Raw genomic sequence first — 25,369 nt, 5'->3', positions numbered from 1 at the left:
GTTTCCCCATGTCGTCAGCCACATCCCCATCGAACAGCGCATCCACCGTGCATCCCGTCGACCGCATTCTGCCGGTACGACAGATGCTCACCCTCGGCCTGCAACACATGGCCGTCTCGTACATCGGCGCCATCGCCGTGCCGTTGATTGTTGCCAGTGCCCTGAAAATGTCCCACGCCGACACGGTGGTGCTGATCAGCACCACGCTGTTCTGTTCCGGCATTGCCACCCTGTTGCAAACCGTCGGTTTCTGGAAATTCGGCGTGCGCCTGCCGATTCTGCAGGGCGTGGCGTTCAGCAGCGTCGGCCCGGTGATCGCCATCGGCAGCAACCCCGAGGTGGGATTTGCCGGGGTCTGCGGGGCGGTGATCGGCGCCGGGATTTTCACAATGTTGATGGCGCCATTTGTGGGTCGATTGCGGCGCTTCTTCCCGCCCGTGGTCACCGGTTGCATCGTCACGGTGATCGGTCTGCAGCTGTTCCCGATTGCTTATGAATGGGTCGGTGGCGGGCGCAACGCGAGCAACTTCGGCGCGCCGGCGTTCCTCGGTGTGGCGGTGGTGGTGTTACTCACAATCCTGCTGGTCAACCGTTATGGCAGCCCACTGCTGCGCAACATGGCAGTGTTGATCGGCATGCTGATCGGTGCCGGTCTGGCCTACGGTCTGGGCATGGGCAGTTTTCACAGCGTCGAAGAAGCGCCATGGCTGACCGTGCCCTACCCGTTCTATTTCGGCTTGCCGACCTTCAGCCTGATCCCTATCGCGACCATGGTGGTGGTGATGATCGTGCAGATGGTCGAGTCGATGGGGCTGTTCGTGGCCATCGGCGACATCGTCGAAAAACCGGTGGAAGATAAACAGGTCATCAACGGCCTGCGCGCCAATGGCCTGGCCAGCACCATCGCCGGCATGTTCGCCGCATTTCCCTTTATCGCCTTTATGGAAAACGTCGGCCTGGTGATCCTCACCGGCGTACGCAGCCGTTGGGTGGTCGCGGTCAGCGGCTTGCTGATGTGCTCGATTGCGTTGGTGCCGAAGGCCGGCGCGATCATCGCCTCGATGCCGACTGCCGCCCTCGGTGGCGCCGGCATCGCCATGTTCGGTGTGGTCGCGGCGGCGGGCATTCAGACCCTCGCCAAAGTCGACTATGAGCGCAATCGCTACAACGTGCTGATCGTCGGTTTCACCATCGCCGCCGCGCTGGTACCGGTGCTCGCACCCACCTTGTTCAAACAACTCCCCGAGTGGTCGCAGCCGTTCCTGCACAGCAGCGTGGTTATCGCTTGCCTGGTGTCGGTGCTGCTCAACGCCGCGCTGAATGGCGTCAGCGTGCCGGAAACCACCGCCAGCAAATCCGCCTCGCACATCCTTTAGTTTGGAGCTGCCCATGACTCAACTTCAGAACATCCTGATCAAGAACCCGGTCGCGGTGATGACCGGCCTGCGCGGCCCCCGCGCGCGGGCCGGCGCCGTGGACATCCGCGTGGTCAACGGTCGCATCGCCCAAATAGCCGCCAACCTTGAGCCACAACCCGGCGAACAAGTGAGCGACGCGCGCAACTGCGTGGTCTATCCGGGCTGGATCAACACTCACCATCACCTGTTCCAGAACCTGCTCAAAGCCGTGCCCGAAGGCCTCAATCAGGATCTGCAAGGCTGGCTGGCCAGCGTGCCCTACCCGCGCCTCAACCGCTTCACCCCGCAATTGGCGCGGATCGCCGCACGGCTGGGCATGGTCGAATTGCTGCTGTCCGGCGTCACCACCTGCGCCGATCACCATTACCTCTACCACGCCCACGGCAGCACCGAGACCGGCGACCTGTTGTTCGACATGGCCGATGAATTTGGCCTGCGCTTTGTACTGTGCCGAGGCGGCGCGCTGGAATCGGCCAGCGCACACCCGGGCTTCTCGAAAACCGCACTGCAACCGGAAAGCCTCGAGCAAATGGTCGGCGATATCGAGCGACTGAAATCGCTGTATAACCAGGACACCCCGGACGCGATGCGTCGCGTCGTTGTCGCCCCAACCACGCCAACCTTCTCGCTGCCGCCGACACTGTTGCGCGAACTCGCTCACACCGCGCGCGGCCTCGGTTTGCGATTGCACACGCACCTGTCGGAAACGCAGAACTACGTGAATTTCTGCCGCGAAAAATACAACTGCCTGCCGGTGGAATTCGTCGCCGAACACGAATGGCTCGGCCCCGACGTCTGGTTCGCCCACGCCGTACACCTGCAACCGGGCGAAATCCGCATGCTCGCGCAAACCGGCACCGGCATCGCCCACTGCCCGGTGAGCAACGCCCGACTGGGCAGCGGCGTCGCGCCGGTGCCGCAAATGTACGAGGCCGGCGTGGCGATTTCCCTGGGCGTGGATGGCGTGGCCTCCAACGAGTCCGGAAGCATGGTCGGCGAAGCCAACACCGCGTGGCTGATCCACCGCGCCGAACAAGGCGCCTCGGCGACCACCGCTGAAGATGTCATTCACTGGGGCACGGCGGGCGGCGCGCAAGTATTGGGGCTCGGTGCGGTCGGCACACTGGAAGTCGGTCAGGCTGCGGATCTGGTGATCTACAGCCTCGATCATCCACGCTTCTATGGCTTCCACGACAGCGCCGTCGCCCCGGTGGTGGCGGGAGAACCGATTACGGTGAAATACAGTCTGGTCGGCGGCCGCGTGGTCGTGGATAACGGGGTGATTCCGGGCCTGGACATCGAACGCATGCGCGCCGAAGCGTGGGAAGGTGTGCAGGAAATGATGAAGGTCGACGACTGATCCGAACCCACAAAAATACCCATGTAGGAGTGAGCCTGCTCGCGATAGCAAACTTTCAGTCGACCGAGTAAACAGGCAATAAAAAGGAGAGCAGGCAACCACCATGCTCTCCTTTTTCGTTGTACCGCTTCAAAAAATTACAGGTCTGACATCGACTTGATTGCCAGCTCTATCCTTTCACGCGCAGCTCCAGTCAAGCGCTTTACGCCGAAAGTTTTGGCAATTTCCAAAGGCATGTCGCCGGCGGAAATCAAAGACGCAACCATTAATAGTTCCTCAGCGGCGATCTCCTCCACCGACCTGCCATCATCCAATGTCGCTGGTATCCGATATTTGTTCCAACCAGCAATATCACTTTCGGAATGCCAAACAAATTGGCCATCAACTGGATCACTTTTCAGATGATGATTTTGCTCTGTCAGATCAAGAACTCGCTCTCGAATGAGACGCCCAGAGCGTTGAAAGCCATGTGCCCGGGCTACGCGCTGAACCAACACTGAATCGAGGATAGGAGCTTCCTGCAACAAAACATGTGCAATCAATTCAGCAAGAACTGCATCATATTCAGGCGAGTAAAACGCCTCCGCATTGATTCTGTCGCCCACGCTTGTGAAGTCGGTAACGCGGTATTCATCCTTGATTGCGGGTGAGGCCTGCAGTGCAAACGACTTTGCGATTTTGACTTCGGGAGGTAGTTCGTCAGAAGCATCGCCCTCTGATACAGCAGAAATTTCCTCTTGTTCTACGTCATTCGGCAATGCAGCACTATGCACCAATGACAAATGAGGTATTGAGTATTCCTGCTCAACTGTTTTGCTAACAAGAGCAGTCGCACGCGATTCATCCAAAAGAGCTTCGAGCGTTGCATGCAAGCGATCCAGCGCACCAGACTTATCAATCCACCACTCTGTAGACCAGAGCCGAACCAGCTTCCAGCCCAACCCTTGCAGGATTGCGCTACGAACCTTGTCGCGATCTCGCGCGGTGGCCGCACTGTGATAGGTCGCACCGTCACATTCAACACCAACCAGATAATCACCAGGTCTGTCCGGATGGACAATGCCTAGATCAATTCGGAAACGAGATACCCCAATTTGTGGTACGACTTGCCAGCCTTTTCGTCTCAGCTCTTGAGCAACAGCTTCCTCAAAAGGAGAGTCATAACCACCCACTGAACCCTGCACTGCCTCAGCAAGAGCCCTTGGCCCTCTCTGCGCAAATTCAATGAAGTGCTTAAGATCGCGAACAGCCCGGGCGTTGGTGCGATTCAAATCAATCATCGAAGAATCAAAAGATGAGAAAACCATCATCTCCCTGCGTGCACGGGTTATCGCCACGTTCAAACGACGCCATCCGCCTTCTTTGTTCAATGGGCCGAAGTTCATCGACATAACCTGCGCACCAGGCTCGGTTGGGCCATATCCGATACCTAGCATGATCAAATCGCGCTCATCGCCCTGGACTGTCTCCAAGTTTTTTACGACGACAGGTTCGGCAATGTCATGCTGGAAAAAGGGCTCAATCTGGGGGAACTGTTGCCGCGCCCTATCCAACAGATCGTTAATCAGTCTTTGCTGGTCGCTATTGAGTGTGATGATCCCAATAGTATGACCGCTCGCTACAAACGCTGGATCCATCAATCGCTTCACAGTCTCGGTAACGATGGCCTCGGCTTCGGCCTGATTGTGCCTGCCCTTGCCTTTCGCGTAGACGCCATCAACACGTCGCCACTCCACAGCACTGGCACGCGTTTCAGCTGCAGGGAAAGTAATTAGATTACTGTCGTAGTAGCGATGGTTCGAGAATGCGATCAAGCTTTCATGGCGACTCCGATAGTGCCAACTTAAGCTATGACTTGGGATGCCTGCGCCCAGACACTCATCCAAAATGCTCTCCATGTCCTCAGCAGTATCATCTTCGGTGGCAGATGCGGCGCGATTGAAAAAGTTGGTTGGAGGCATCTGACGGGGATCACCCGCAATGACCACCTGCTTACCCCTCGCGATTGAACCTATGGCATCCCATGGAGCAATTTGCGAAGCCTCATCGAATATCACCAAGTCAAAAAGTGCGAGGTCCGTTGGAAGATATTGCGCAATCGAAAGAGGGCTCATCAGCATGCAAGGAGCGAGTTTCGACATGGCATCGCCCATCTCAACAGCAAGCTGTCGCACGGGTTTGTGCCGACGTGATTTTTGCAGCTCGTGCTTCAGGATGCCGAAACCACCTTGCTTGCCGATCTCGTTTTTCGACGGGATCAATCCACAAAGCTTCGCTCGAATGTATCGAACAGTAAGCTTGGAAAGATCTTCATCCAGACGTACAAACGCCTCAATATCGCTAGTGTGCTCCGCTGGCACGAAATTACGCAGCAGCGGTTCCGCGTCGATCATCACCCTTGCAAACCAGCGTGCATAAGATGTTTCGAACGCGTCTACAGTCCCGCCCTCTGGTAACCCTTTAATTGCCAATGCATCACTTAACGGCTGAAGCCCGGCTGCTATTGCCTCTTCACGCACCCGACACCAATCGCACCAGGCTTTTAACTTCAACTCATGACGAGAAATAGCACTGGACGCATCAAGCAATGACTCAATTGTTAATTTGCCCTCTGCCGGGCGGTTACTCAGTTCATTGAAGCGTTTGCTCGTTTGATTGAACACTTCCAATGCATCTTTTAACTGGTGAAGCGCTGCGGCGATAAAGCCACCCCCGCCCAATAACTCATTGGCTTCAACCACAAGCTTTTGAGTGGCTCCGCGCAGTGCAATAAGATCTTCAGGGGACTCAGCGTTAGAGCTGATCAACGTTCGAAGGCGTTCAGCGAGCTCCCATGCTACTGCCATCGCGGATTGATCACTAGAAACGCCGCTCCATCCAGGCACAGCGTTTATATCTGCAGACAAGCTGTCTAGGGAGATAAGCAGATCACGCATTTCGAGCAGTCTGGCAAGATCCTGCTCAACGTTCGGTAGTCCAACCGCTCCGCCCTGACCCGCTAGGTTTTTACCCACCTTTTTCTTGGCCAAAGTAGCGAGGAACCAAAATTTGGTCTTGCCAGTTTCCCAGTCGTTTTTGAGTTGTTCGAGGTTGATGGTGCGGCAGGCTTCTGAGGCGTAACGCACCGACAGCGAGCGTTCAATTTCACGGTAATTTGTGAGGATCTGCACAGCTTTCTTGGCTGCAACTATCTTGGCACTTGCATTCAACGTGAATGCAAAAGAGAGATCGATACCGTGCGTATCTACCAAGAGCGCAACAAACTGGCAAAAACGCTCGATGTCCTCTCCACTTGTAACGGCTAGGGGAAGATCGGTGGCTCTCAACAAGTTATTACAGGCGATCTTCAGCCGTTCAATGACTCCCGGCAGCTCCCTTGATACTGCAGCGATCGACTCTTGCCAGCCATTAGACCATTCGGTGGGAGCGATGAGCGAGAAGTCCGCTGACAGATCGCGGGCAGCCTGACTATTCAAGTCGAGACGCCGGGCAAGATCACGCAGGCGCGCGTAATCTTCCGCGTCGTGAGAAGTTCCCTCTGGCCATGCAATACGTGGCAATGCGGCGTGCCCATCCCGTACGACACGACCTATCGCCTGATGGACTGTTAATCCATTAAGTTGCCGACGATGCAAGGTTTCCACGACTTCGTTCAATCGATTTCGTAGTTTGTGCAGTTTTGCCGTTTCTACAGCCCACTCATCAGCAGTCAAGGCATCGCGAACATCCCAAGCCCGCTCCAGTTGTTTAAGTACTTCAACCTTGGATGTTTTGCTGGAGTGCAGCTCAAGACAGAATTCGCCTAGCCCTTTTTCTTCGAGCCGACGATAAACAACATCCAAAGCGGCCATTTTTTCTGCGACGAACAAGACCCTGCGACCTAGGGCCAGGTTGTGGGCGATCATGTTGGCGATGGTTTGGGACTTACCGGTGCCGGGAGGTCCATCAAGAACGAAATCACAACCACTGGCGGAGGCAACAACTGCAGCCAATTGGGAGGAGTCAGCCGGTAACGGTGTGAACAGATCGGCCGGTCTGACTTTTCTATCCAACTCGTGAGGCTGCGGAAACTCCCCCGACGTAGCAAAACCTTCACCGCCAACACTTCTCTCCAGCAAATGCTTGACCATCGGGCTCTTCAAAAGCTGCTCAGAGCGAGCAGCCAGATCCTGCCACATCAAATATTTCGCGAAGGAGAACGTTCCCAACACGAGCTCTGTGGTGACCTCGAAGCCCGGCACATCTCTGATAGCACGGCGCACCGTATTCCAGATCCCAGTGACATCAATGCCACTGTCGTCGGTGGGAAGGTCACCCTCAAGCCCCGGAATAACGAGTTCAAAGTCATGTCGTAACAGTTCGAGCAGGGTCAAATTGAAGCGAGGCTCATCCTCAAGCAAAGTCATCGTCACGCCGGACAACGCACTTTTACGATCAAGTTTTACGGGTAGCAAAATTAAAGGAGCGGAATAGGTTTTTGGGTCGTCTGCCGACTTTTTCCACTTTAAAAACCCGAGTGCAAGAAAGAGAGTATTCGCTCCGCCTTCATCAAGATCACTTCGAGCTTTGCGGTACAGGTCAATCAGCGCTACTTCGAGTTTAGGTTTTTCAAGGGTGGCCAGTACCTCACCACGAGACAATGCACTGCGAGCGTATTCATCTCTGAGCGACTCTCGATTTTGTTGCTCATAGAGTGCCGCATCTCGACCTCCAGCCTCCAGATCCGGTATAGAAACGATCCTGATGCGCTTGCCGCTGGCCAATTGGTCTTCTAGCTCGGCGGGCTCAGGACAGATCAAGCGCACACCTTTAGCACTATCCGGCAAATGTAATAGTCGATTTCGAGTAGTCAGGTCGAGAAGCTTACGTTGCCACAGCGTCAGCTTACCGGCGGGTGTTTCTGAGTCAGTCGGAATTTCGACGTCAAAACCCGGTAATTGTGGTGGTATTTCCAACGCTACGAACTCTACCCCGGACTCTTGACCCACATCGGACTTCGACGCCGGAATTGACGTTGCCAAAGGACGGATACGCTGCATGCGTGCTCGATGCATATCAATGGCCATGATGAAATCATCATCGTTGACCTGTCTTTCAGCTGTACTAATCGCCTGACTGAAACCTGGCACAGGGAATTGCGTTGCCAGAGTGGTTTCAAATACGAGTGCCTCTTTCAGGTCAATCCGCTTTCGTACCGCGGAGGCCTCATCTGTAATCAGTTGGGAAAACTCCTGAGGCTGCAACCAAACACCTGCAAAAGCATGACCTTTGGTCAGCAACAGAAGTGCGTTCAGCCCGGCTTGCTCCAGTGCTGCGGCAAAAAGCAACGCTGTGTCCAGGCATGTTGCAACACCGCCCTCCAATATGAGGCTGGGGGTTCTGACTTTCTGGCCGAAAGTCTCAAAGCTTGCCGGCGGCAGCGCATAGCTCAATTTAAGCCCGCAGACTGCTGACCATATTGCGGAGGTGAGCTCCCAGGTTCTGGTTCTGGACTTACTTTCGTAACCGTTGATGCCATCCGCTTTGCCAGCTCGGCGCAGAACATCAGAAGCAGATTTGAGTATCCGATCTACCGCAGGATCATTTGGCATCGCAAACGCCGGCAGCAGTTCTGGCATGGAGTTAACACCCCCCCATTCATTTCTTGCCAACAGCTCAACCGGGAAGCTTTGACTATTGAGAACTTCACCGCTGCAACGTAGGCGTAGCACAAGGGTCGCACTAAGGCTTTCCGTCAAATCGGCGAGATAAGCGGCATTCAGCTTTAAATTGCGCTCTGAAATATGCAGCGTCGAATCTTTGTTTAATCGATCCAGTCGCCAAGTCTTGCCTTCAAGGAAAGGAGGATCCGCGACAAGCTCCAGCTCAAGATCGCTGTAATCAGCTTCACCATCGTTGTGTACGGTCAGCTCTCTGAGGACCGGGACAGAATTTTGGTGAGAAGCGAAGCCAATCTTGCTGGCGATCACTCCCTCGATCTTGATGGTCATGAACCATTTTCTCCATGGCAAATTCGACGAAACGACTTCTGAATACTTAAAAACAGAGGCCATACTCACCGACAAGGATAGATTTTGAAACTGCTTTTTCGATCAAAGGTAGGGATAAGGGCTCTCCTACAGTCGAGTCTTTAGATTTAGCCCTTTGATGAACAAGAAAGTTGCTTGTTTAATCCTTCTGCATGCGTGCTTCATATCATATGGTCCACCTGAGCAAACCAACCCCCACAAACTTGGGCATTCGCGACTTCCGGCTTTGTCGACTAACGTTAATACCTCATCGGATTGAGCCCCTGCCCCGCAACACCGGGCTCTTGATCAAGGAGAGACTGATGACGTCGCGTCGCACCATCGAACAGACTTACCGCACCTGGTCCAGCCCGATTCTGCTGGAGCTGAAGAAACGTGAGCACCAAATGGCGCCGGTCGAGCGTCAGGCCCTTGAAAATGTCCTGGTGGAAAGAAGGCTGCTGGACATCGGCGGCCCGGAGGGTATTGAACGTCGTCGCAACAGCGGTGGCTGATACTCCGCTTTCGCGAGCAGGCTCGCTCCCACAGTGATTGAGGGTGAACGCTTCATACCTTGTGGGTGCGAGCTCGCTTGCGAAGAGACCAGCAAAGATGCCTTGATCATTGAGGCCGACGCACCGCCCTCAGCCGCCCACTGTCGCCGCCACCGCGATAAAAGCGATCCGCGCCGTCAGCCTCCAGACTCGAAACTCGATTTCGCTCGTTACAAGCCCATGGAGTTTCAACTGGCGTAGCAATATGTCTTCAGACCGGAGAAATCGTTGCGAGCAGGCCGATCAGAATGGTCAATGTCAGGAATCCACCCAGAAAAATCGCCATCTTGTTCATGTTGCTCTCCTCAATGCCGAGCTTGCGGTGCACTGGGCGCTTCGGGATGAAGGACTGCCGCGAGTGACCGAGCTGTGGGGCTATTTTGAGCGGATGACTGAGCCGGTAACAGAGGCAGATCCAGTGAAAAAATACGGATCAGATACACATCTGATCCGCATGGGCCATGGGCCGATATTCAGATCGCGGCACAAGGGTTCAATTTCGCCGTGGTTGATCTAGAGTCATTGCCGTCGCGACAACAACAAGAAAAATCCTGGAGTGAACATGACCGATCTGAACCTGCAACCCAACGTCGCCGCATCGCTGGGCAAATGGCACGAAATGATCCGCACCGGCAACCTCAGCGCCCTGCCCGGCCTGCTCGACCCGCAAGCCGTGTTTCGCTCGCCGATGGCGCACACGCCTTATCCGGGCGCGCCAGTGGTGTCGATGATCCTCAATACCGTGTTCGAGGTGTTTGAAGACTTCACCTATCACCGTGAACTGGCGACTGCCGATGGCTTGAATGTGATTCTGGAGTTCAGCGCCAAGGTGGGTTCGAAGGAGCTGAAAGGCATCGACATGATTCGCTTTGATGAGAGCGGGAAGATTGTCGAGTTTGAAGTGATGGTGCGGCCGCTGAGTGGGTTGCAGGCGTTGGGGGAAGAGATGGGGCGGCGACTCGGCGCTTATCTGGCAAAGGCCAAATCCTGAGCACCTGAAAAACCCTGTAGGAGCTGCCGCAGGCTGCGACCTTTTGATTTTGATCTTTCAAAAGCAAGATCAAAATCAAAAGATCGCAGCCTCGTTTCACTCGGCAGCTCCTAGAAAAATATTTGCCATAAAAAAGCCCACTGACCGTCGCCGGTTCAGTGGGCTTTGTGTGTCAGGCGTCTAGTTACAGCGCCATGTCACGTGCAGCGTTTTCCTTCGGAGCTTCAGCTTTTTGAGCTGCAGGTGCAGCCGGAGCAGCAGCCTGACCAATCACCGGAGGCGTCGGCAGTTCGAGGATCTTGGCGGTGTAAGCCCACTCCGCAGCCACTTTGGCCGGATCGCTGTTCAGCTGAGTGCCGTAGCTTGGCACGATCTGGTGCAGCTTGGTTTGCCACTCAGGGGTAGCCACTTTGTCTTTGAAGACTTTCTGCAGCACGCTCAGCATGATCGGTGCAGCGGTCGACGCGCCTGGCGATGCGCCCAGCAGGCCGGCGATGGAGCCGTCTTGTGCAGCAACGATTTCGGTGCCCAGTTTCAGCACGCCGCCAGCGGCTTCATCACGCTTGATGATTTGCACGCGTTGGCCGGCTTGCCACAGGCGCCAGTCTTCGGCTTTGGCGTTCGGGAAGTATTCCTTCAGCGCGTTCAGACGGTCTTCATCCGACAGCATCAGTTGGCCAGCCAGGTACTCGACCAGCGGGTATTCCTTGATGCCGACCTTGGTCATAGGCCAGATGTTGTGGGTGGTGGTGCTGGTCAGCAGGTCCAGGTACGAACCTTCCTTGAGGAACTTGGTGCTGAAGGTCGCGAACGGGCCAAACAGGATGACGCGCTTGCCGTCCAGAACACGGGTGTCCAGGTGCGGAACGGACATCGGTGGTGCGCCAACCGATGCTTTACCGTAGGCCTTGGCCAGGTGCTGTTCAGCGATGGCCGGGTTATCGGTCACCAGGAACGAACCACCAACCGGGAAGCCAGCGTATTCCTTGGCTTCAGGAATGCCGGACTTCTGCAGCAGGTGCAATGCACCGCCGCCCGCGCCGATGAACACGAACTTGGCGTCGGTTTCGGTTTTGGTGCCGTCTTTCAGGTTTTTGTAGCTGACGCGCCAGGTGCCGTCTTCGTTCTTGGTGATGTCCTGCACTTCGCTGGACAGTTTCAGATCGAAGTTAGGCTTGGTCTGCAGGTACGTGGCGAACTGGCGGGTGATTTCGCCGAAGTTCATGTCGGTACCCAGCGGGCTCCAGGTGGCCGCGATTTTCTGGTTCGGGTCACGCCCTTCCATCATCAGCGGAACCCACTTCTTGATCACAGCCGGGTCTTCGGAGTACTGCATGCCGGCGAACAGCGGGCTCGCTTGCAGGGCTTCGTAGCGCTTTTTCAGGAACTTGATGTTGTCATCGCCCCACACAAAGCTCATGTGCGGCGTGGTGTTGATGAACGAGCGAGGGTTCTTCAGAACGCCTTGCTGAACCTGCCAGGCCCAGAACTGACGGGAGACCTGGAACGCTTCGTTGATCTCGACGGCTTTCGGGATCGTCACGTTGCCTTTGTCGTCTTCCGGGGTGTAGTTCAGCTCAGCGAGCGCCGAGTGACCGGTACCGGCGTTGTTCCAGCCGTTGGAGCTTTCCAGGGCGACGCCGTCGAGGCGCTCGACCATTTCCATCGACCAGCTTGGCTCCAGCTCATTGATCCACACACCGAGGGTGGTGCTCATGATGCCGCCGCCGATCAGCAGAACGTCGACTTTCTTTGCTTCGTCAGCATTGGCGGATGTCATCCCCATCGCCAAAGCCAGACCCAGCAGGGCTGTGTTCACTTTTTTAAACATCTGTTGCACCTATGATAAAACGCCTTCCGCCCGCCGCTGTTATCAGTATGCGATCCGCTTTGATGACGCTCAGGCTAGCGTCGCAGATTCCGGCACACTTCAATTTTGACGGGTGGGCACACAAGGCCGACATGCTGCATCGACCTCAGTTAATGTCCCTTCTGAACTGACTTCTTATCATTATTGGCTCAGCTACTTGAGCGACAGGGATTCCGTCGGCCCGCCCGCAGGCAAGCAAACTGAATAAGGTCAAACCAAGTTGGCGCGAAGAATATCACGTCAGGGCAAACCCGCGCGTCTGTTCCCGACTTGAGAGTCTTTTTCCGCTCAGGACTCTATCGGCCGGCGAAGGCTGAACATAACCCCGGACGATCCGCACTTTGAAGCAGTGCCTTATCTGAAGATTATCTGCTAGGTTGTACGATGACTGATGAATCAGTCGTCTCCCATAACAACAAGGAAATAACCTTCATGACCAAGACCCGACTCCTGATCAGTTTTCTCTGTGCCTTCAACGGTTACGCCATGGCCGCGTCTGCCCCGGCGGAAAAGGATGTCGCCCAAGCGGTGGACCATCTGACCCAGGCGATGCTGCACAAGGACATCGCCGAACTGAACGCCCTCACCGCGCCCAACCTGACCTACGGCCATTCCAGCGGCAAGATTCAGGACAAAAAGGAATTCATTGCCGACATCGAAACCGGCAAGAGCGCGTTCAAGACCCTGGAAATGCAGAACCAGACCATTACCCTGTCCGGCGATACCGCGCTGGTGCGCCACCACTTTTCAGCGCAGGCGTTGAAAGGGACTGAAGTGGTGCCGACGGAAATCGAGAACTTTCAGATCTGGCAGAAGCAGGACGGCCAGTGGTTGTTGGTGGGGCGGCAGGCGTTCAAGTTCTGATCGGGGTTAACTGACTCTGAATAGATGTTGACTGGGCTGCCGTCTTCGCGAGCAGGCTCGCTCCCACAAGGGAACGCATTCCAAAGGTGGGAGCGAGCCTGCTCGCGAAGGCGGCAGCCCAAGCACTACACATCTTCCTGGTTACAACCGAAACCGATCCACCGACTGCGCCAACTGCCCCGCCAGCCTCGACAACTCATCAGTGGTATTCGCCGTTTGCCCGATCACCCGGCTGTTGCCTTCGGACATCCCCGCGATCATTTCCACCTGATGCGCAATCTCGTTACTGGCCTGGCTCTGCTCGCCAATCGTGCGGGTGATGTCGTTGACCAGTTGCGTCGTGCTCAGCGTCGCGTCGAGAATTTCACGTATCGCCCGCTCGACATCCGCCGTCACCGCCATGCCTTTGTCGACCTGCGCGACGCCCGCCTCCATGCTGCTGACCGCCTCACGGGTGCTGTGTTGAATGCGCGCAACCATCGCGGCGATTTCCTGGGTCGAGGCGCTGGTGCGCGCCGCCAGGCTGCGCACTTCATCCGCGACCACCGCAAAGCCCCTGCCCTGTTCCCCGGCCCGGGCCGCTTCAATGGCAGCATTGAGCGCCAGCAGGTTGGTCTGGTCGGCAATGCTCTTGATCACCTGAATGATGTTGAAAATGGCTTCGGATTCCTGATCCAGCGTGCGGATCACCTGGGCCGACTGTTGCGCTGATCGGGCGATATCGTCCATGTCGCTGACCACTTGATGGATCACTCCGCCGCCCTCCTTGGCCAGCGTCTCGGCCTGACTGGCCATGCTCAGGGCACGTTCGGCGTGGCGGGTGATTTCCTCGATGCTCGCGGTCATCTGGCTGGCCGCCGCAGCCATGGTGCCGGCAGCGACGCTTTGCTGCTGGCTGCTGTCGGCGACCTGATGGCAACCATGGCTGAGTTGTTCGCTCATGCCACTGACGCCGTGAGCATTGCGCCGCACCACATCGATCATGTTGCGCAAATCGCGCTGCATGGTCGCCAACGTACGAATCAAGACACTGGCTTCATCCTTGCCGGACGGTTCGGCAATCGGCTCGCTGAGGTTGCCGTGGGCGATGCTTTCGGCGATACGGCTGGCGGTCTTCAACGGCCCCATGATGCTCAGGATGACCCAGCGCCCCTGAATCAAGAGCAGCACAAGACTGGCGAGCAACACCACGCCGAGCGCAACGTTGGCATTGCGGATGGCGGTTTCGGTGCCTGCGCTGGTCTGCCGCGTATTGGACTCGATCAACTCGCTCAACGCGGCCATTTGCGCTTCAAGCTGGCCAAACGCAGTGTTGAAGGTGCCCAGTTCCTGCTGAGCGGCATCGGGATTGTCCAACGCCAAACCGACGATCCGCTCGCCCGCGTTGATGTAGGTATCGAGGCTCGGTTTGATCTGCTCCAGCGCCGTGCGCAATGTCGGGTTGATTGGCAGCTTGAGGTTCTCCTCGAGCACCTCACGAAAATGCCCCGCATGCTCGTTGATCGAATCGCGCACCTCGGACGCCGTACTGGTGCTCTTGCCCAACCCCACCAGCATCGCCGAGTAGACATCGGCGCGCAGGGCGTCGTGCATCATGTCGGCTTCCATGTGGTTGCGCAGCGCGCTCATGCTGACCGCGTTATCGCTGACCGCCGAGGCCATCCGCTGATTGCCGATGTAACTGACCAGACTCACGATCAAGGCTGTCAGCAGACTTGTCACAATCAGCAACACTAAACGCAGTTTGATCGACACCGGATTTTCCTCCCTCGTCACGCCCGTAAGCGCTTGTCAGCCTTCAGTTAAGCCTATTTGCGCAGGTCTGCCGCGCCAGAGCGTGTCAGCAGGTGTCGGCATGCTGGCCAAAGGCAGCAAAACTTTCCGATTGCGCGGCAAGTCACACTTTGCAACGCCGGAGGATGTGCCTTCATCGCCGGTTAATGCCGGCAGGCTATTGAGTCCGTCGTTCTGAACACTCTTGCAGCAAAAGGAAAATGCTTATGAAACGCGCATTGTGGTTGGGTTTGCTCGGCACCTTCGCCATCGGCACCGCACAGGCGGCGACGGAAAAAGTCGCGATCAATCTGGTCAGCGCCGACGGTGCGCCACAGGCTATCGGCTCGGTCACCATCAGTGAGACGGCATATGGCCTGTTGTTCACGCCCGACCTGAAATCCCTGCCGGCCGGCGTGCACGGTTTTCACGTGCATGAAAACGGTAGCTGTGAAGCCGGCATGAAGGACGGCGTGAAAGGCGCCGCACTGGCCGCAGGCGGACATTTCGATCCGCAAAAAACCGCCAAGCACCTCGGCCCTTACGCCGACGGTCATTTGGGTGATCTTCCGGCGGTTTACGTGAGCGCTGACGGCATCGCCAACTATCCGGTGCTGGCGCCGCGTCTGAAAAAAATTTCCGAGATCAAGGGCCACGCGCTGATGATCCACGCCGGTGGCGACAACCACGCCGACATGCCCAAACCGCTGGGCGGTGGCGGTGATCGCATGGCCTGCGGGGTGATCTGAGCCGTCGCAGTCTGAAGGCCGGGCAACCCGCCATGGTGTTGCCCGCGTCTGTCTTGCAATAACGCAGACTTTCCAGCGCCACGGAACTCCCGCTCACCGCGCCCCTCTCACATTATGCAGTCCTTCCCTTTTTGCTTCGCGCTTGTGGAGGAACACCGTCATGCGCAAGTTAGTGCTCGTTTCTTCTTTACTCTTATGCCTGCCAGTCGGTTCGGCGTTGGCCCGTGTTGATGCGGGCGACGTCGCTACTTCGGCCGGTGTCTCCGCGTCGCTGTACTCGACCTTCAAGGATCACAAAATGGTGATTCCAGCCCGTGACGACTTGTCTGCATTTGTCGCCAGTGGCGGGGCCATTCGTGGGGTTTATCTTGAATCGGTGCTGCAACAGGTCCGCCAGAACAACCCTGGACTCAACGCCAGCGATGAAGATCTGGCCAACGCGATTCTGGTGCATTACGAAGGCCTGAATCAGTAGCCGTCACGGATAAAGCAGCCGATGGATGGCCGCTGAAGGCGCATAGGCAAAACGGTCCGACGGCCTCTATGATGGAGGCCATGACGACTTCTGTGCCCTTGCGCTCACCCTGCCCGCCCGGCGCCTGCATTTGCGGGCGCGACCCGTTGCTGCAGACGCCCGGCGCGGACTTGCGCATCCTGCGTCTGACCCGTGAGGAAGAGAAGCGCCTGCTCGCTCGCCTGGAAATGCTCAAAGACCTCGATGATCTCAAACGCCTGCAACAGCGAATGTTCGAGCAACTGGGCATTCGCGTCGACGTCGCTCCCGGTTTCAACGAAGTGCGCACGATGCGGGGCATTGCCATTCAGATCGACGAGTTACCCGGCCTGTGCCGCAAGACGCGCGCAGCGATTCCGGCCGCTATCCGTCGCGGCCTGGAAAACCACCCGCAAATCGCTTTCGAATTGCTCAACGCGCACGACTTGCTGCGCGACACCTGATCACTTTTTCAGCCCCAGGCGTTTGCGCATCTCGGCGGTGATGCTCTGGCGGGTTTTCTTCATGTCAGCCCACGGCTCGTCGCCAACCTCCGCCAACCGCTCATGAACGTTGTGCACGTTCCACTGATTGCCACCCTTGATCTCGGCGACCTCTTCGCGAAACAGCGGCACCGACACCGGCAAGCCTTCGCGGGTGCGCGCGGCGTAAGCGCAGATGGTGGTGGCGCCCAGACCGTTGCGCAGGTAATCGATAAAGATCCGCCCGACGCGATTTTTCGGCCCCGAGACCGCAGAAAACCGGTCCGGCAACAGCTTGGCAATATGATTGACGATGGCGTGGCTGAAATCCTTGACTTCATCCCAGCCGAGTTTTCGGGTTAGTGGCACGACGAGGTGAATACCCTTGCCGCCACTGGTTTTAAGGAACGCTTTCAATCCCAATTCATCGAGCACGGTCAATGTCAGCGCCGTCGCTTCGACCATGCTTTTCCACGGCAACGACGGGTCCGGGTCGAGGTCGAGGACAAAGCGATCGGGCTTGTCCAGATCGATCGTGGTCGCATTCCAGGTGTGCAGTTCAACGGTGCTCATCTGCACCGCGCCGATCAGCGCTTCGGCATTGTTGATCAGCATCACCGGTTGCCCGGTGACATCCTTGTCCAGCGTGGTGATGCCAGGGATCGCCAGGCGTTCGGCGTTTTTCTGGAAGAACAGTTCGCCGGCAATGCCGTCTGGAGCGCGCACCAGGGCCACCGGGCGATCCTTGAGTTGCGGCAGGATCCATTCGGCGACGCTGGCGTAATACTCGGCCAGTTGCATCTTGGTCGTACCGCTGACCGCGTCGATCACCCGGTCCGGGTGCGTAATGCGCACCTTGCCGTTGGCCAGGCCGAGCTGTGACGGCGCCGTGTCAGCGTTGCTCACCGGGGCTTTTTTCGTCGGTTTCTTCGTTGCCGTTTTCTTCTCTGCAGTCTTCACGGAGTTCACTCGCTCCTCAGTGATGTCTTTGGCCGGTTTGTCATCGCGCAAGCCATGGAACACGGCGTGGCGCACCGAACCGTCCTTGGTCATTTCAGCAAACGCGACTTCCGCCAGCAGTTTCGGCTTGAGCCAATGCACGCCTTTGACCTCGAAGCCGCTGGGTGGGTTGACCACCGCCGCCTTCTTCGCCTGCAACGGTTTGAGTTGAGCCAGAATGCTTTTCAACGTCGACTCGCTGAAGCCTGTGCCGACCTTGCCGGCGTAGCGCAATTCGCCGCTGTCGCGGTCATGCAGCCCCAGCAACAAGGCGCCGAATGCACTGCGCGAACCTTTCGGATCGGTGTAGCCGACGATCACAAACTCCTGACGGTGCTTGCACTTGAGCTTGATCCAGTCGCCACTGCGCCGCGACACATACGGCGAGCCGAGGCGTTTGCCAATCAGGCCTTCCATCTGCATCTGGCAGGCACTGTTGAGCAGTGCATCGGGGGTTTCGTCGAAGGCTTCGGAGAAGCGCAACAAGGGTTGCTGATGATTGCCGAGCACCGTGGCCAGCGCGGCGCGCCGCTCTTCGACCGGCACTTCACGCAGGTCGACACCGTTGAGATACGGCAGATCGAACAGGTAGTAGAGAATGTTGCCGCTGCTCCCAGCTTCAAAAGCATTTTGCAGGGCCTGAAAGTCCGGTACGCCTTGTTCATTGGCGATGACCATTTCACCGTCCAGCCATGCTGATTCCAATCCCAGCGCGGCCAGGGCAGCGGCCTGTTGCGGTAACTTGTGGGTCCAGTCGTGACCGTTGCGAGTAAACAGTTGCACCTGATTATGATCAATGCGCGCCATGATCCGGTAGCCGTCGAATTTGATCTCATAGCTCCACTGCCCTTCGGGCGCACTGTCGACCAGCGTCGCCAGTTCCGGCTTGAGCTGCGCCGGCAGTCTGGCCTTGTGCGCGCCAGTGAGCTTGCCGGTCGCAGGTTTGCGCACCTTGGCCGGGGGCTTTTTCAGCGGTTTGCTTTGCTCGGCGGCCAGTTTCGGTTTGCCCACTATCGTGCGCTCGCTCAGCACACTGTCCGGCTCGGCAACCAGCACGTCGTAGTCATCCTGCGGCCGCGCAGCAGCGTCCTGGTGCTTGATCAGAAACCACTGCTCCTTCTTGCCCGGCATGTGCGTGCGCACCAGATTCCAGATGCCGGCAAGCTTTTCGCCCTGCAGCTCGAACTTGAGCTTGCCCTTTTCGTAGGCCTTGTGCGCATCTTCCAGCGGAATCCACACGCCACGATCCCAGACGATCACATCCCCGGCACCGTAGTGCCCTTCGGGAATGCTGCCCTCGAACGTTGCGTAATCCAGCGGATGATCCTCGACATGCACCGCCAGCCGCTTGACCTTGGGATCGAGCGACGGCCCTTTCGGCACCGCCCAACTCTTCAGTGCGCCATCGAGTTCCAGGCGAAAGTCGTAATGCAGGTGCGAAGCGTCGTGCTTCTGGATGCAGAACTGCAACGCGTGATCGGCGCCGGTTTTACGCCCTGAGCGCTTGACCGCGGCCGGTTCCGACGTCGCCGAAAAATCGCGCATGCGGTTGTAGTCGTCGAGGTTCCTGTTCATCGTGCACCTGCCTTGTTTCAGCCCATCCGGGTCACGGTCAGCGCCACCACTGCGATCCGGTCGACCCGTTGATAGCCGGGGTTGAGCAGTTCTTCGCCGAAGACATCCGGATCGAGTTCGCGGTACGTCCAGCCAAAGCGCTGCTCGTCCAGTCGTGGCAGCACGGTGTCGAGAAACGGATCGCGCCCATCGACCATCGCCACACCGGTGTAGAGCAACAGCGAGCCGCCGGGCGCCAGTCGATTCAGCGCTTGTTCGACAATGCGCAACGACAGCCCTGCCCCCAGCGTTCCGCCACCATGGCGATACGCGCGCTCCGCCGGATCGGCCATGTAGGGTGGGTTGGCGACAATCAGGTCGAACTCGCCATCGACGCCCTGCAACAGATCACTGGCGTGCACTTCGACGTTGGCGACTTCCGCCAGCGCGGCATTGATCGCGGTCAGACGCAACGCCGCAGGGTTGATGTCCAGCGCCAGCACCTGTGCCTCGCGACGGGCACGGCCGATCAGAATCGCACCGACGCCAGCCCCACAACCGATGTCCACCGCGCGATGGATGGGGGCGAAGTTCTGCTGCAGGTGGGCATGGATCAGTTGCGCAAAACGGTAGGTGTCGGGGCCGAAAAACACCGCGTCAGCCGCCTCGGTGGGGAACGCCGAATGCACGAAGAGCAAATCATCCAGACTTGACCAGCGCACCCTGCTCTTCAAGTGGCCTTCGTAACTATCAATGACCTGCGCGTCTTGCAGTTGCCGCTGTTCATCGGCCGACAACAACCCCGGCGCGAACGGACGCGACCAGCCGAACACATCGCGCAAAGAGTCGGCCATCTGGCCCTCGTCACGCTGGTTGACCCGTTGATGGGTCAACGGCGTCGGCGTGGTGAACCGATATCCGTCTGCCAACAAGCGCCGGCCGAGGTGCAGCAGCACGAGGTCGTTGGGGCAGAGTTTTTCTTCCTGATTCATCGGCAAGGTCCTTAAGGCAAGCGGGATTTGAGTTCGATAAAACGCCGCGTGGCGAGCAGTCCGGCCGGGTGTGCATGGCGGGCCGGGGCGAGCCAGGGGATCAGAATCGCCATCTGCGCCAAGCCGTCCTGACCTTGCAGCGCAGCGTTGAGCGCCTGTACGTCGGGATCCTGTTCAAGCCCTTCGATGGGCGCTGCGGTTTGACTGTGCCGTCGAACAGGTTTGGCTTTATCTGACGGCGTCCAGTCGCCGGCGATCCAGTCGTGCATCAGTTGTTTTTCGTAGGCATTGAACACGCCAAACATCGCCGCACCGTCGCCCGCGATCAGTTGCCAAAAACGACTGGCCTGCGGGTCTTCGTGGCGCTTGATCCAGCCTTTGTTCTGCAATGCCTGGAGAAAACCGGGCAATTGCTCCGGTGCCGCCAGCCACTGATTGACGGTCTGCCCTTCGAAGCGGCAGTAGTCGGAGTGCATGTGTTGGGCGAATGGGCACTTGCGTTCAAGCATCGCCAGCAATTCATGCTCAAGGTCGAAACCTTCAATGATCGCGCGACTGCCCTGCCCCAGGTCGTTGAGCCGATAGCCCAGCGCTACGCGGCGCAGAAACTCGGCGCGATCAGCCTCAAGTGGCAGCAGATCGAGCGCCGCCTGCACGGCTTTTTGCGCATGGCCGGTGCTGGCGTTGTCGATGGTCACATGCAGGGTGAAGTAGTAAGGATCGATGCCTAGCTCACTGAGTTCGTAACTGCTGATCAACAAGTGCAAAGGCAATTGTTCGTAGCCGAGGTTGTAGCCGATCACCTCGGGCAAGTAATCAGCGCCACAGACACCGAGCGCCAGTTGTATCGCGCCTTGCAGGTAGCGTTCATCGTCGATGGCGCTGCTGTCCTGCAAGTCGTGTTCGGCGAGCAATTTCTGGTAAATCACCACGTGATTTTGCGCTGGATTGCCTTCGCCCAGTTCTTCCAGAAAGGTTCGCAACAAGCCTTGGAAACGCGGGTCCTGCCAGCGCGGTAACAGGCCAGCAAGCCAGGCGCCGTCGACCAGTTTGGTCGGTGCCACCGCTTGCAGAAAATACAGCGCCTGCGCCTTGCCACGGAAGAACTGCCGAGGCCCACCGGCCTTGCGTTGTTGCAGATAGTCGGCGTATTGCCGGGCGACATCGGCGCAATGTTCGGCCACCCAGGCGTGCCACGTCGTCGGATCTTCGGGCAAAGAATCGCTGAGCTGCGCGGCAAGTTGCAGTTGCTCCTGCAAAAACGCCTGCGCAAGGTCCTGGCAATTATCATCGCGCAACAGCGCTTCATAGATCTGCCGGATGCTCCCGGCGGGGTTCATCGCATGCGGTTGGGCAGGCGCAGCTTGCAGGTGTGTCAGGACAGTCATGGCAAAGTTCTCGGTCGATTGGCAGGACGTTGTTCCACACGCCTCTACAGCAGCAGAGAGGCGGCGCCTGTGAAAAATTCAATCGACGTGAAAATTGCCCGGACGGACGGCCGTCAGATGCACTGAAACAACCTTTAGGAGCTGCCGAAGGCTCGGGCCGCGATCGGACGATCTTTTGATTCTGCTGTCAGGCCTGGCCTTTGGCCTGTTGTTCGAGATGCACCTGCAACTGCGGGTCGATATTCAACGCGGCTGCCAGTTCATCCAGATAACTGCGCTCGGCGTCCTGCTCGTCATCCACGAGGATCACGCTGACCAGATACATTTCAGCGGCCATGGCCGGATCGCCGTTGGCGGCCTGCGCAACTTCGTTGGCGTCCAGCGGTTTCGCGACTTCGTCCTCAAACCATTGCTGCAATTGGGGGTCGTCGGTGTGTTTGCTGATTTCCCCGCTGATCATCTGTTGTTCCCGGGCGTCGATCTCACCGTCAGCCTTGGCCGCCGCAATCAACGCGCGAAGCACCGCGTGGCTGTGTTCTTCGACGTCCGGGCCAGCAAGGAGATTCGCCGTCTGTGGAATCTGTTGCGGGGCCGCGCTGGCCTGGCTGCGTTGCCAGGCCTGATACGCCTGGAACGCCATCATGCCCAACGACGCCAGCGCCGCATAATTGGTCCCGCCGGAGCGGCTTTGCGTGCCGCCACCTGGCGCCCCACCCAAGGCACCGCCCAGACCACCACCGGCACCGCCGCCGAGCAAACCACCGAGCAGGCCGCCCAAGCCGCCAAGTCCACCGGCGGATCCGCCGCCGCTGGCCGCGCCCGAGCCGCCACCGAGCAGGCCGCCCAGCAACCCACCCAAGCCGCCCAAGCCGCCAGCCGGGTTGGCAGATTGTTGTCCCGCCGAGGCTTGGCCTCGCAGCAGTTGTTCAAGCAAATCGCTGGTGTTCATGACGTCATCCTCAAGCATTGGCAGTGACTGCGTCTGGCAACGATAGACCCCTTAAGCCATCGCGCCAGCACCGTTTGGCTGACACTCAATGCTCCGATGGATTTCGTCCGCGTATTTTTTGCCGGCCAGCTAAGATTGATCAATGGTGAACCTTATCCCGGCCAGACCGGTCGATAGCTGCAACCCCGACCCGGTTTGCCGGCGCCCTTCCCGCCAAGGGTGATACCCGGCTTGCTTCACTTTCTGGAGAACGCCCCCGTGATATCGACTGTACACATCGCCAGGCTCAAAGCATGGGGCGCCCATGGTTTTACTGCGACTGGCGTGGTCACTGCCTTTCTGGCCACCCTCGCCCTGTTGGAAAACCAGCCGACCCATTGCCTGATGTGGCTGGGCGTGGCGCTGATTGTCGATGGCCTCGACGGCGCGCTGGCGCGCAAGGTCAATGTGCAATCGGTGCTGCCGAGCTTCGACGGTTCGATCCTTGATCTGGTGATCGATTACCTGACGTACGTGTTCATTCCGGCGCTGTTCATCTATCGCTACATTCCATTGCCCGACTACACCCTGCTGCTCACCGTGTCGCTGATTCTGGTGTCGTCGCTGTTCTGCTTCTGCAACGTCAATATGAAGAGCAAGGACAACTACTTTGTCGGGTTTCCGGCGGCGTGGAATGTGGTCGCGCTGTGTTTGTACATCATCGGTCCGGGGCCCTGGATTACGTTCCTGACGGTAATTGGCCTGGCGTTGCTGACCGTGACGCGGATGAAGTTTTTGCACCCGTTCCGCGTACGCCGGTTCATGCCGATCAACATTGCGGTGACGGCGATCTGGCTGCTGTGCAGCCTGTCGCTGGTGCTCAACCATCCGGTAATCAATCCGATGGTGATGGGCTTGTGGTTGCTGATGTCGGCGTACTTTCTGGGGATCTGCATCTGGCGCACGGCGCTGGAGTGGTTTGAGCGGCCGCAGGTGAAATAGGCTCAACTGCCAAAGTACCTGCCCCTGTGGGAGCGAGCTTGCTCGCGAAGACGGTACATCAGTCAACTTTTTCGTCGACTGGAACACCGCTTTCGCGAGCAAGCTCGCTCCCACAATTGATTTCAGCGTTTAGTGATCACCACCTCCAGATACTCACTCGGCACCACCAATGAACCTTCCCCCGCCCGATTCAATCGATTGAGCAAATCCGCCAGATCACTCTCCAGCGCCTGCCCGCTCTCCGGCGGTAGTGCCGCAAAGGCCTTATGCACCGGCCCGTACCAATGGCGGAAGATGTCGATGAAATGCGCGGCCGAGCGATAGCGGAAGTTGAACTCGCGCCGCGTCACGCGCAGCAGAAAATCACGGTCGTCGAAATGCTTGTGCAGCCACGCATCGGAGCCCCAATTCGAGGGGGGCTGGGCACCGGCAGGCGGTGGCAGATGCCGGCCAAGGGTCTTGAACATCTGGCCAACAAAACCTTCCGGTGTCCAGTTGGCCAGACCAATCCGGCCGCCAAGGCGACAAACCCGGCCGAGTTCAGCAGCAGCCTTGTCCTGATCCGGCGCGAACATCACGCCAAAGGTCGACAGCACCACGTCGTAACTCTCGTCGGCGAACGGCAGCGCTTCGGCATCGGCCACCTGAAAAGTCACTTCCAGATGCTCCGCCCGGGCACGATCCTGCCCGCGCTCCAGCAATGCCGCGACGTAGTCGGTCGAGGTGACCAGACAACCGCGCCGTGCCGCCGCCAGCGTCGCATTACCGTTGCCGGCGGCGACATCCAGTACCTCCTCGTCGCAACGCAGGTCGCAAGCCTCGGCGAGGTTTTCACCGACGATTTGCAACGTCGTGCCAATCACGGCGTAGTCGCCACTGGCCCACGCGACTTTCTGGCGTTCCTTCAAGGCAGTCAGATCAATCGGGGTACTCATGAACGTGAACTCCGCTGCTGGGGGGAACCGGTGATCATTCGGCCGTCGTCGGATCGATGACCGTCACCACACGCGCCACACTGTTGGCAGGAAACCCACCGAGCCTGGCGTGTTCGCGCACTTGCTCTTCGTCGGGCGCGATGTACACGCAATAAACTTTGTCAGCCGTGACGTAACTCTGCAGCCACTGCACCTGCGGCCCGAGATCACGCAACGCCTGACAGGACGTTTGCGACACGGCCTTGAGTTCTGCATCCGACAGCTTTCCGGCTCCTGGAATCTCGCGTTCAATCACGAATTTCGGCATGGCAACCTCGCGTTCTTTTTATGTGGCAGGGCCGGCAGTGACCCTGCTCGTCCACTATCGCGCTGCAACCGGTTGGCGTCGCTGCCGATCGTCCGGCAACCCCTGAAACACGGGGTTTGCCGATGAGTGGCGCGAATCTGTTAAGCGGCTGGAACACCTTCAGGATTGCCAACGCTCGGCGATTGGTTTCTGATGTTCGCTCGCTTCTCGAACGGACTCGTCGGATGTCACTGAAAATTGATTGGCTCGCGCATCACATGCAGCACAGCGACCACTATGCCCAATGGATTCATCAACAATTCCCTTACGAATACGTCGACCAACCGCTGGCCGAATGGCAGCGTGAATTTGCCCAAGGCCAAGGTAATGGTGACTGGTCCTGCCTGATCGCCATGGACGGTGAACAGCTGGTCGGCGGCGCGGCGCTGGCACGCGATGACCTCGCCTCGCGCCCTGATCTCGGCCCATGGCTGGCCTGCGTATTCGTCAGCCCTGGCGCGCGCGGGCAAGGGCTGGCGGAACGCTTGATTGAAGGGATTTGTCAGGAGGCGAAAGACTGCGGGTTTGCCCGTTTGTACCTGCACACGCAGACAAAGCAGGATTACTACGCCAAACGCGGCTGGCAGGTTCTGCAGCGTTTTCGCGCTTGGGACAACGAGCAATGGCTCATGGCGCGTGACCTCTGAGCCATTGGTTTTGCTG

Annotated in this window: 20 protein-coding genes and 1 pseudogene; 11 read left to right on the top strand and 10 right to left on the bottom strand. The window is 58.0% G+C overall.

Annotated elements, in window-relative coordinates:
* Positions 1-8 precede the first annotated feature (8 nt).
* Positions 9-1,376 (top strand): nucleobase:cation symporter-2 family protein, encoded by a 1,368-nt coding sequence (locus P3G59_RS11670; RefSeq protein WP_277761652.1) that lies wholly within the window; start codon positions 9-11, stop codon positions 1,374-1,376.
* Positions 1,377-1,389: 13 nt separating this feature from the next.
* Positions 1,390-2,778 carry an amidohydrolase family protein gene (locus tag P3G59_RS11665; protein ID WP_277761651.1) on the top strand — a complete coding sequence of 463 codons (1,389 nt, stop codon included), beginning with the start codon at positions 1,390-1,392 and terminating at the stop codon, positions 2,776-2,778.
* A 137-nt stretch (positions 2,779-2,915) separates the two neighbouring features.
* On the opposite strand, the gene P3G59_RS11660 is transcribed toward P3G59_RS11665, so the two are convergent.
* The gene (locus tag P3G59_RS11660) at positions 2,916-8,768 is read right to left on the bottom strand and encodes a DUF3320 domain-containing protein (protein ID WP_277761650.1); all 5,853 of its coding nucleotides are present in this window, start codon (positions 8,766-8,768) and stop codon (positions 2,916-2,918) included.
* Between the two features lie 341 nt (positions 8,769-9,109).
* Between P3G59_RS11660 and P3G59_RS11655 the strand changes: the two genes are divergently transcribed.
* Positions 9,110-9,301 (top strand): hypothetical protein, encoded by a 192-nt coding sequence (locus P3G59_RS11655; RefSeq protein ID WP_277761649.1) that lies wholly within the window; start codon positions 9,110-9,112, stop codon positions 9,299-9,301.
* Positions 9,302-9,407: 106 nt separating this feature from the next.
* Here the strand turns inward: P3G59_RS11655 and P3G59_RS11650 are convergent.
* Positions 9,408-9,497, bottom strand: a pseudogene (locus P3G59_RS11650) (glutamine cyclotransferase); the annotation flags it as partial.
* Positions 9,498-9,545: 48 nt separating this feature from the next.
* On the opposite strand from P3G59_RS11650, the gene P3G59_RS11645 reads away from it, so the two are divergent.
* Positions 9,546-9,857 carry a hypothetical protein gene (locus P3G59_RS11645; RefSeq protein WP_277761648.1) on the top strand — a complete coding sequence of 104 codons (312 nt, stop codon included), beginning with the start codon at positions 9,546-9,548 and terminating at the stop codon, positions 9,855-9,857.
* A gap of 45 nt (positions 9,858-9,902) precedes the next feature.
* Complete coding sequence (locus tag P3G59_RS11640; protein ID WP_277761647.1) at positions 9,903-10,331, top strand: nuclear transport factor 2 family protein; 429 nt, start codon at positions 9,903-9,905, stop codon at positions 10,329-10,331.
* A 184-nt stretch (positions 10,332-10,515) separates the two neighbouring features.
* Here P3G59_RS11640 and mqo read toward each other — a convergent pair whose 3' ends face one another.
* On the bottom strand, positions 10,516-12,162 hold the full coding sequence (gene mqo, locus P3G59_RS11635; RefSeq protein WP_277761646.1) for a malate dehydrogenase (quinone): 1,647 nt from the start codon (positions 12,160-12,162) through the stop codon (positions 10,516-10,518).
* 471 nt (positions 12,163-12,633) lie between these two features.
* Between mqo and P3G59_RS11630 the strand changes: the two genes are divergently transcribed.
* On the top strand, positions 12,634-13,065 hold the full coding sequence (locus P3G59_RS11630) for a nuclear transport factor 2 family protein (RefSeq protein ID WP_277761645.1): 432 nt from the start codon (positions 12,634-12,636) through the stop codon (positions 13,063-13,065).
* A 141-nt stretch (positions 13,066-13,206) separates the two neighbouring features.
* Here the strand turns inward: P3G59_RS11630 and P3G59_RS11625 are convergent, their stop codons facing one another.
* On the bottom strand, positions 13,207-14,820 hold the full coding sequence (locus P3G59_RS11625) for a methyl-accepting chemotaxis protein (protein WP_277761644.1): 1,614 nt from the start codon (positions 14,818-14,820) through the stop codon (positions 13,207-13,209).
* Positions 14,821-15,065: 245 nt separating this feature from the next.
* On the opposite strand from P3G59_RS11625, the gene sodC reads away from it, so the two are divergent.
* From sodC to P3G59_RS11610, 3 genes are all read left to right on the top strand, one after another.
* Positions 15,066-15,587, top strand: coding sequence for a superoxide dismutase [Cu-Zn] SodC (gene sodC, locus P3G59_RS11620; RefSeq protein WP_277761643.1), 522 nt, complete (start codon positions 15,066-15,068; stop codon positions 15,585-15,587).
* Between the two features lie 160 nt (positions 15,588-15,747).
* Entirely contained in the window at positions 15,748-16,062 is a 315-nt protein-coding gene (locus tag P3G59_RS11615) for a DUF2388 domain-containing protein (RefSeq protein WP_150650743.1), read from the top strand.
* 80 nt (positions 16,063-16,142) lie between these two features.
* Positions 16,143-16,544: a hypothetical protein gene (locus tag P3G59_RS11610; protein ID WP_277761642.1), complete on the top strand. Its 402-nt coding sequence runs from the start codon at positions 16,143-16,145 to the stop codon at positions 16,542-16,544.
* On the opposite strand, the gene ligD is transcribed toward P3G59_RS11610, so the two are convergent.
* The 4 genes from ligD to P3G59_RS11590 form a co-directional block, all read right to left on the bottom strand.
* The gene (ligD, locus tag P3G59_RS11605) at positions 16,545-19,136 is read right to left on the bottom strand and encodes a DNA ligase D (protein WP_277761641.1); all 2,592 of its coding nucleotides are present in this window, start codon (positions 19,134-19,136) and stop codon (positions 16,545-16,547) included.
* 17 nt (positions 19,137-19,153) lie between these two features.
* Positions 19,154-20,107, bottom strand: a complete 954-nt coding sequence (locus tag P3G59_RS11600; RefSeq protein WP_277761640.1) for a class I SAM-dependent methyltransferase — start codon at positions 20,105-20,107, stop codon at positions 19,154-19,156.
* Between the two features lie 11 nt (positions 20,108-20,118).
* Positions 20,119-21,495, bottom strand: a complete 1,377-nt coding sequence (locus P3G59_RS11595) for an iron-containing redox enzyme family protein (protein WP_277761639.1) — start codon at positions 21,493-21,495, stop codon at positions 20,119-20,121.
* 187 nt (positions 21,496-21,682) lie between these two features.
* Positions 21,683-22,444, bottom strand: a complete 762-nt coding sequence (locus tag P3G59_RS11590; protein WP_277761638.1) for a tellurite resistance TerB family protein — start codon at positions 22,442-22,444, stop codon at positions 21,683-21,685.
* 258 nt (positions 22,445-22,702) lie between these two features.
* Here P3G59_RS11590 and pcsA point away from each other — a divergent pair, with 258 nt between their 5' ends.
* A complete protein-coding gene (pcsA, locus tag P3G59_RS11585) occupies positions 22,703-23,425 on the top strand; it encodes a phosphatidylcholine synthase (protein WP_277761637.1) in 723 nt (240 codons plus the stop codon).
* A gap of 122 nt (positions 23,426-23,547) precedes the next feature.
* Here pcsA and P3G59_RS11580 read toward each other — a convergent pair whose 3' ends face one another.
* A complete protein-coding gene (locus P3G59_RS11580) occupies positions 23,548-24,360 on the bottom strand; it encodes a class I SAM-dependent methyltransferase (RefSeq protein WP_277761636.1) in 813 nt (270 codons plus the stop codon).
* Positions 24,361-24,394: 34 nt separating this feature from the next.
* Complete coding sequence (locus P3G59_RS11575; protein WP_277761635.1) at positions 24,395-24,667, bottom strand: DUF4242 domain-containing protein; 273 nt, start codon at positions 24,665-24,667, stop codon at positions 24,395-24,397.
* Between the two features lie 224 nt (positions 24,668-24,891).
* Between P3G59_RS11575 and P3G59_RS11570 the strand changes: the two genes are divergently transcribed.
* Positions 24,892-25,353, top strand: a complete 462-nt coding sequence (locus tag P3G59_RS11570) for a GNAT family N-acetyltransferase (protein ID WP_277761634.1) — start codon at positions 24,892-24,894, stop codon at positions 25,351-25,353.
* The last annotated feature ends 16 nt before the right edge of the window (positions 25,354-25,369 follow it).

This window comes from Pseudomonas sp. A34-9, assembly GCF_029543085.1.
GTDB lineage: Bacteria > Pseudomonadota > Gammaproteobacteria > Pseudomonadales > Pseudomonadaceae > Aquipseudomonas.
The sequence above is the reverse complement of the archived record's forward strand: the minus strand, read 5'-3'. Positions and strand labels throughout refer to the sequence as shown.

Bases quoted from the DNA above. Each gene is read 5' to 3' on its own strand.
- P3G59_RS11670 (WP_277761652.1), top strand. From the start codon at position 9: ATGTCGTCAGCCACATCCCCATCGAACAGCGCATCCACCGTGCATCCC.
- P3G59_RS11665 (WP_277761651.1), top strand. From the start codon at position 1,390: ATGACTCAACTTCAGAACATCCTGATCAAGAACCCGGTCGCGGTGATG.
- P3G59_RS11660 (WP_277761650.1), bottom strand. From the start codon at position 8,768: ATGACCATCAAGATCGAGGGAGTGATCGCCAGCAAGATTGGCTTCGCT.
- P3G59_RS11655 (WP_277761649.1), top strand. From the start codon at position 9,110: ATGACGTCGCGTCGCACCATCGAACAGACTTACCGCACCTGGTCCAGC.
- P3G59_RS11645 (WP_277761648.1), top strand. From the start codon at position 9,546: ATGTCTTCAGACCGGAGAAATCGTTGCGAGCAGGCCGATCAGAATGGT.
- P3G59_RS11640 (WP_277761647.1), top strand. From the start codon at position 9,903: ATGACCGATCTGAACCTGCAACCCAACGTCGCCGCATCGCTGGGCAAA.
- mqo (WP_277761646.1), bottom strand. From the start codon at position 12,162: ATGTTTAAAAAAGTGAACACAGCCCTGCTGGGTCTGGCTTTGGCGATG.
- P3G59_RS11630 (WP_277761645.1), top strand. From the start codon at position 12,634: ATGACCAAGACCCGACTCCTGATCAGTTTTCTCTGTGCCTTCAACGGT.
- sodC (WP_277761643.1), top strand. From the start codon at position 15,066: ATGAAACGCGCATTGTGGTTGGGTTTGCTCGGCACCTTCGCCATCGGC.
- P3G59_RS11615 (WP_150650743.1), top strand. From the start codon at position 15,748: ATGCGCAAGTTAGTGCTCGTTTCTTCTTTACTCTTATGCCTGCCAGTC.
- P3G59_RS11610 (WP_277761642.1), top strand. From the start codon at position 16,143: ATGACGACTTCTGTGCCCTTGCGCTCACCCTGCCCGCCCGGCGCCTGC.
- ligD (WP_277761641.1), bottom strand. From the start codon at position 19,136: ATGAACAGGAACCTCGACGACTACAACCGCATGCGCGATTTTTCGGCG.
- P3G59_RS11600 (WP_277761640.1), bottom strand. From the start codon at position 20,107: ATGAATCAGGAAGAAAAACTCTGCCCCAACGACCTCGTGCTGCTGCAC.
- P3G59_RS11595 (WP_277761639.1), bottom strand. From the start codon at position 21,495: ATGACTGTCCTGACACACCTGCAAGCTGCGCCTGCCCAACCGCATGCG.
- P3G59_RS11590 (WP_277761638.1), bottom strand. From the start codon at position 22,444: ATGAACACCAGCGATTTGCTTGAACAACTGCTGCGAGGCCAAGCCTCG.
- P3G59_RS11580 (WP_277761636.1), bottom strand. From the start codon at position 24,360: ATGAGTACCCCGATTGATCTGACTGCCTTGAAGGAACGCCAGAAAGTC.
- P3G59_RS11575 (WP_277761635.1), bottom strand. From the start codon at position 24,667: ATGCCGAAATTCGTGATTGAACGCGAGATTCCAGGAGCCGGAAAGCTG.
- P3G59_RS11570 (WP_277761634.1), top strand. From the start codon at position 24,892: ATGTCACTGAAAATTGATTGGCTCGCGCATCACATGCAGCACAGCGAC.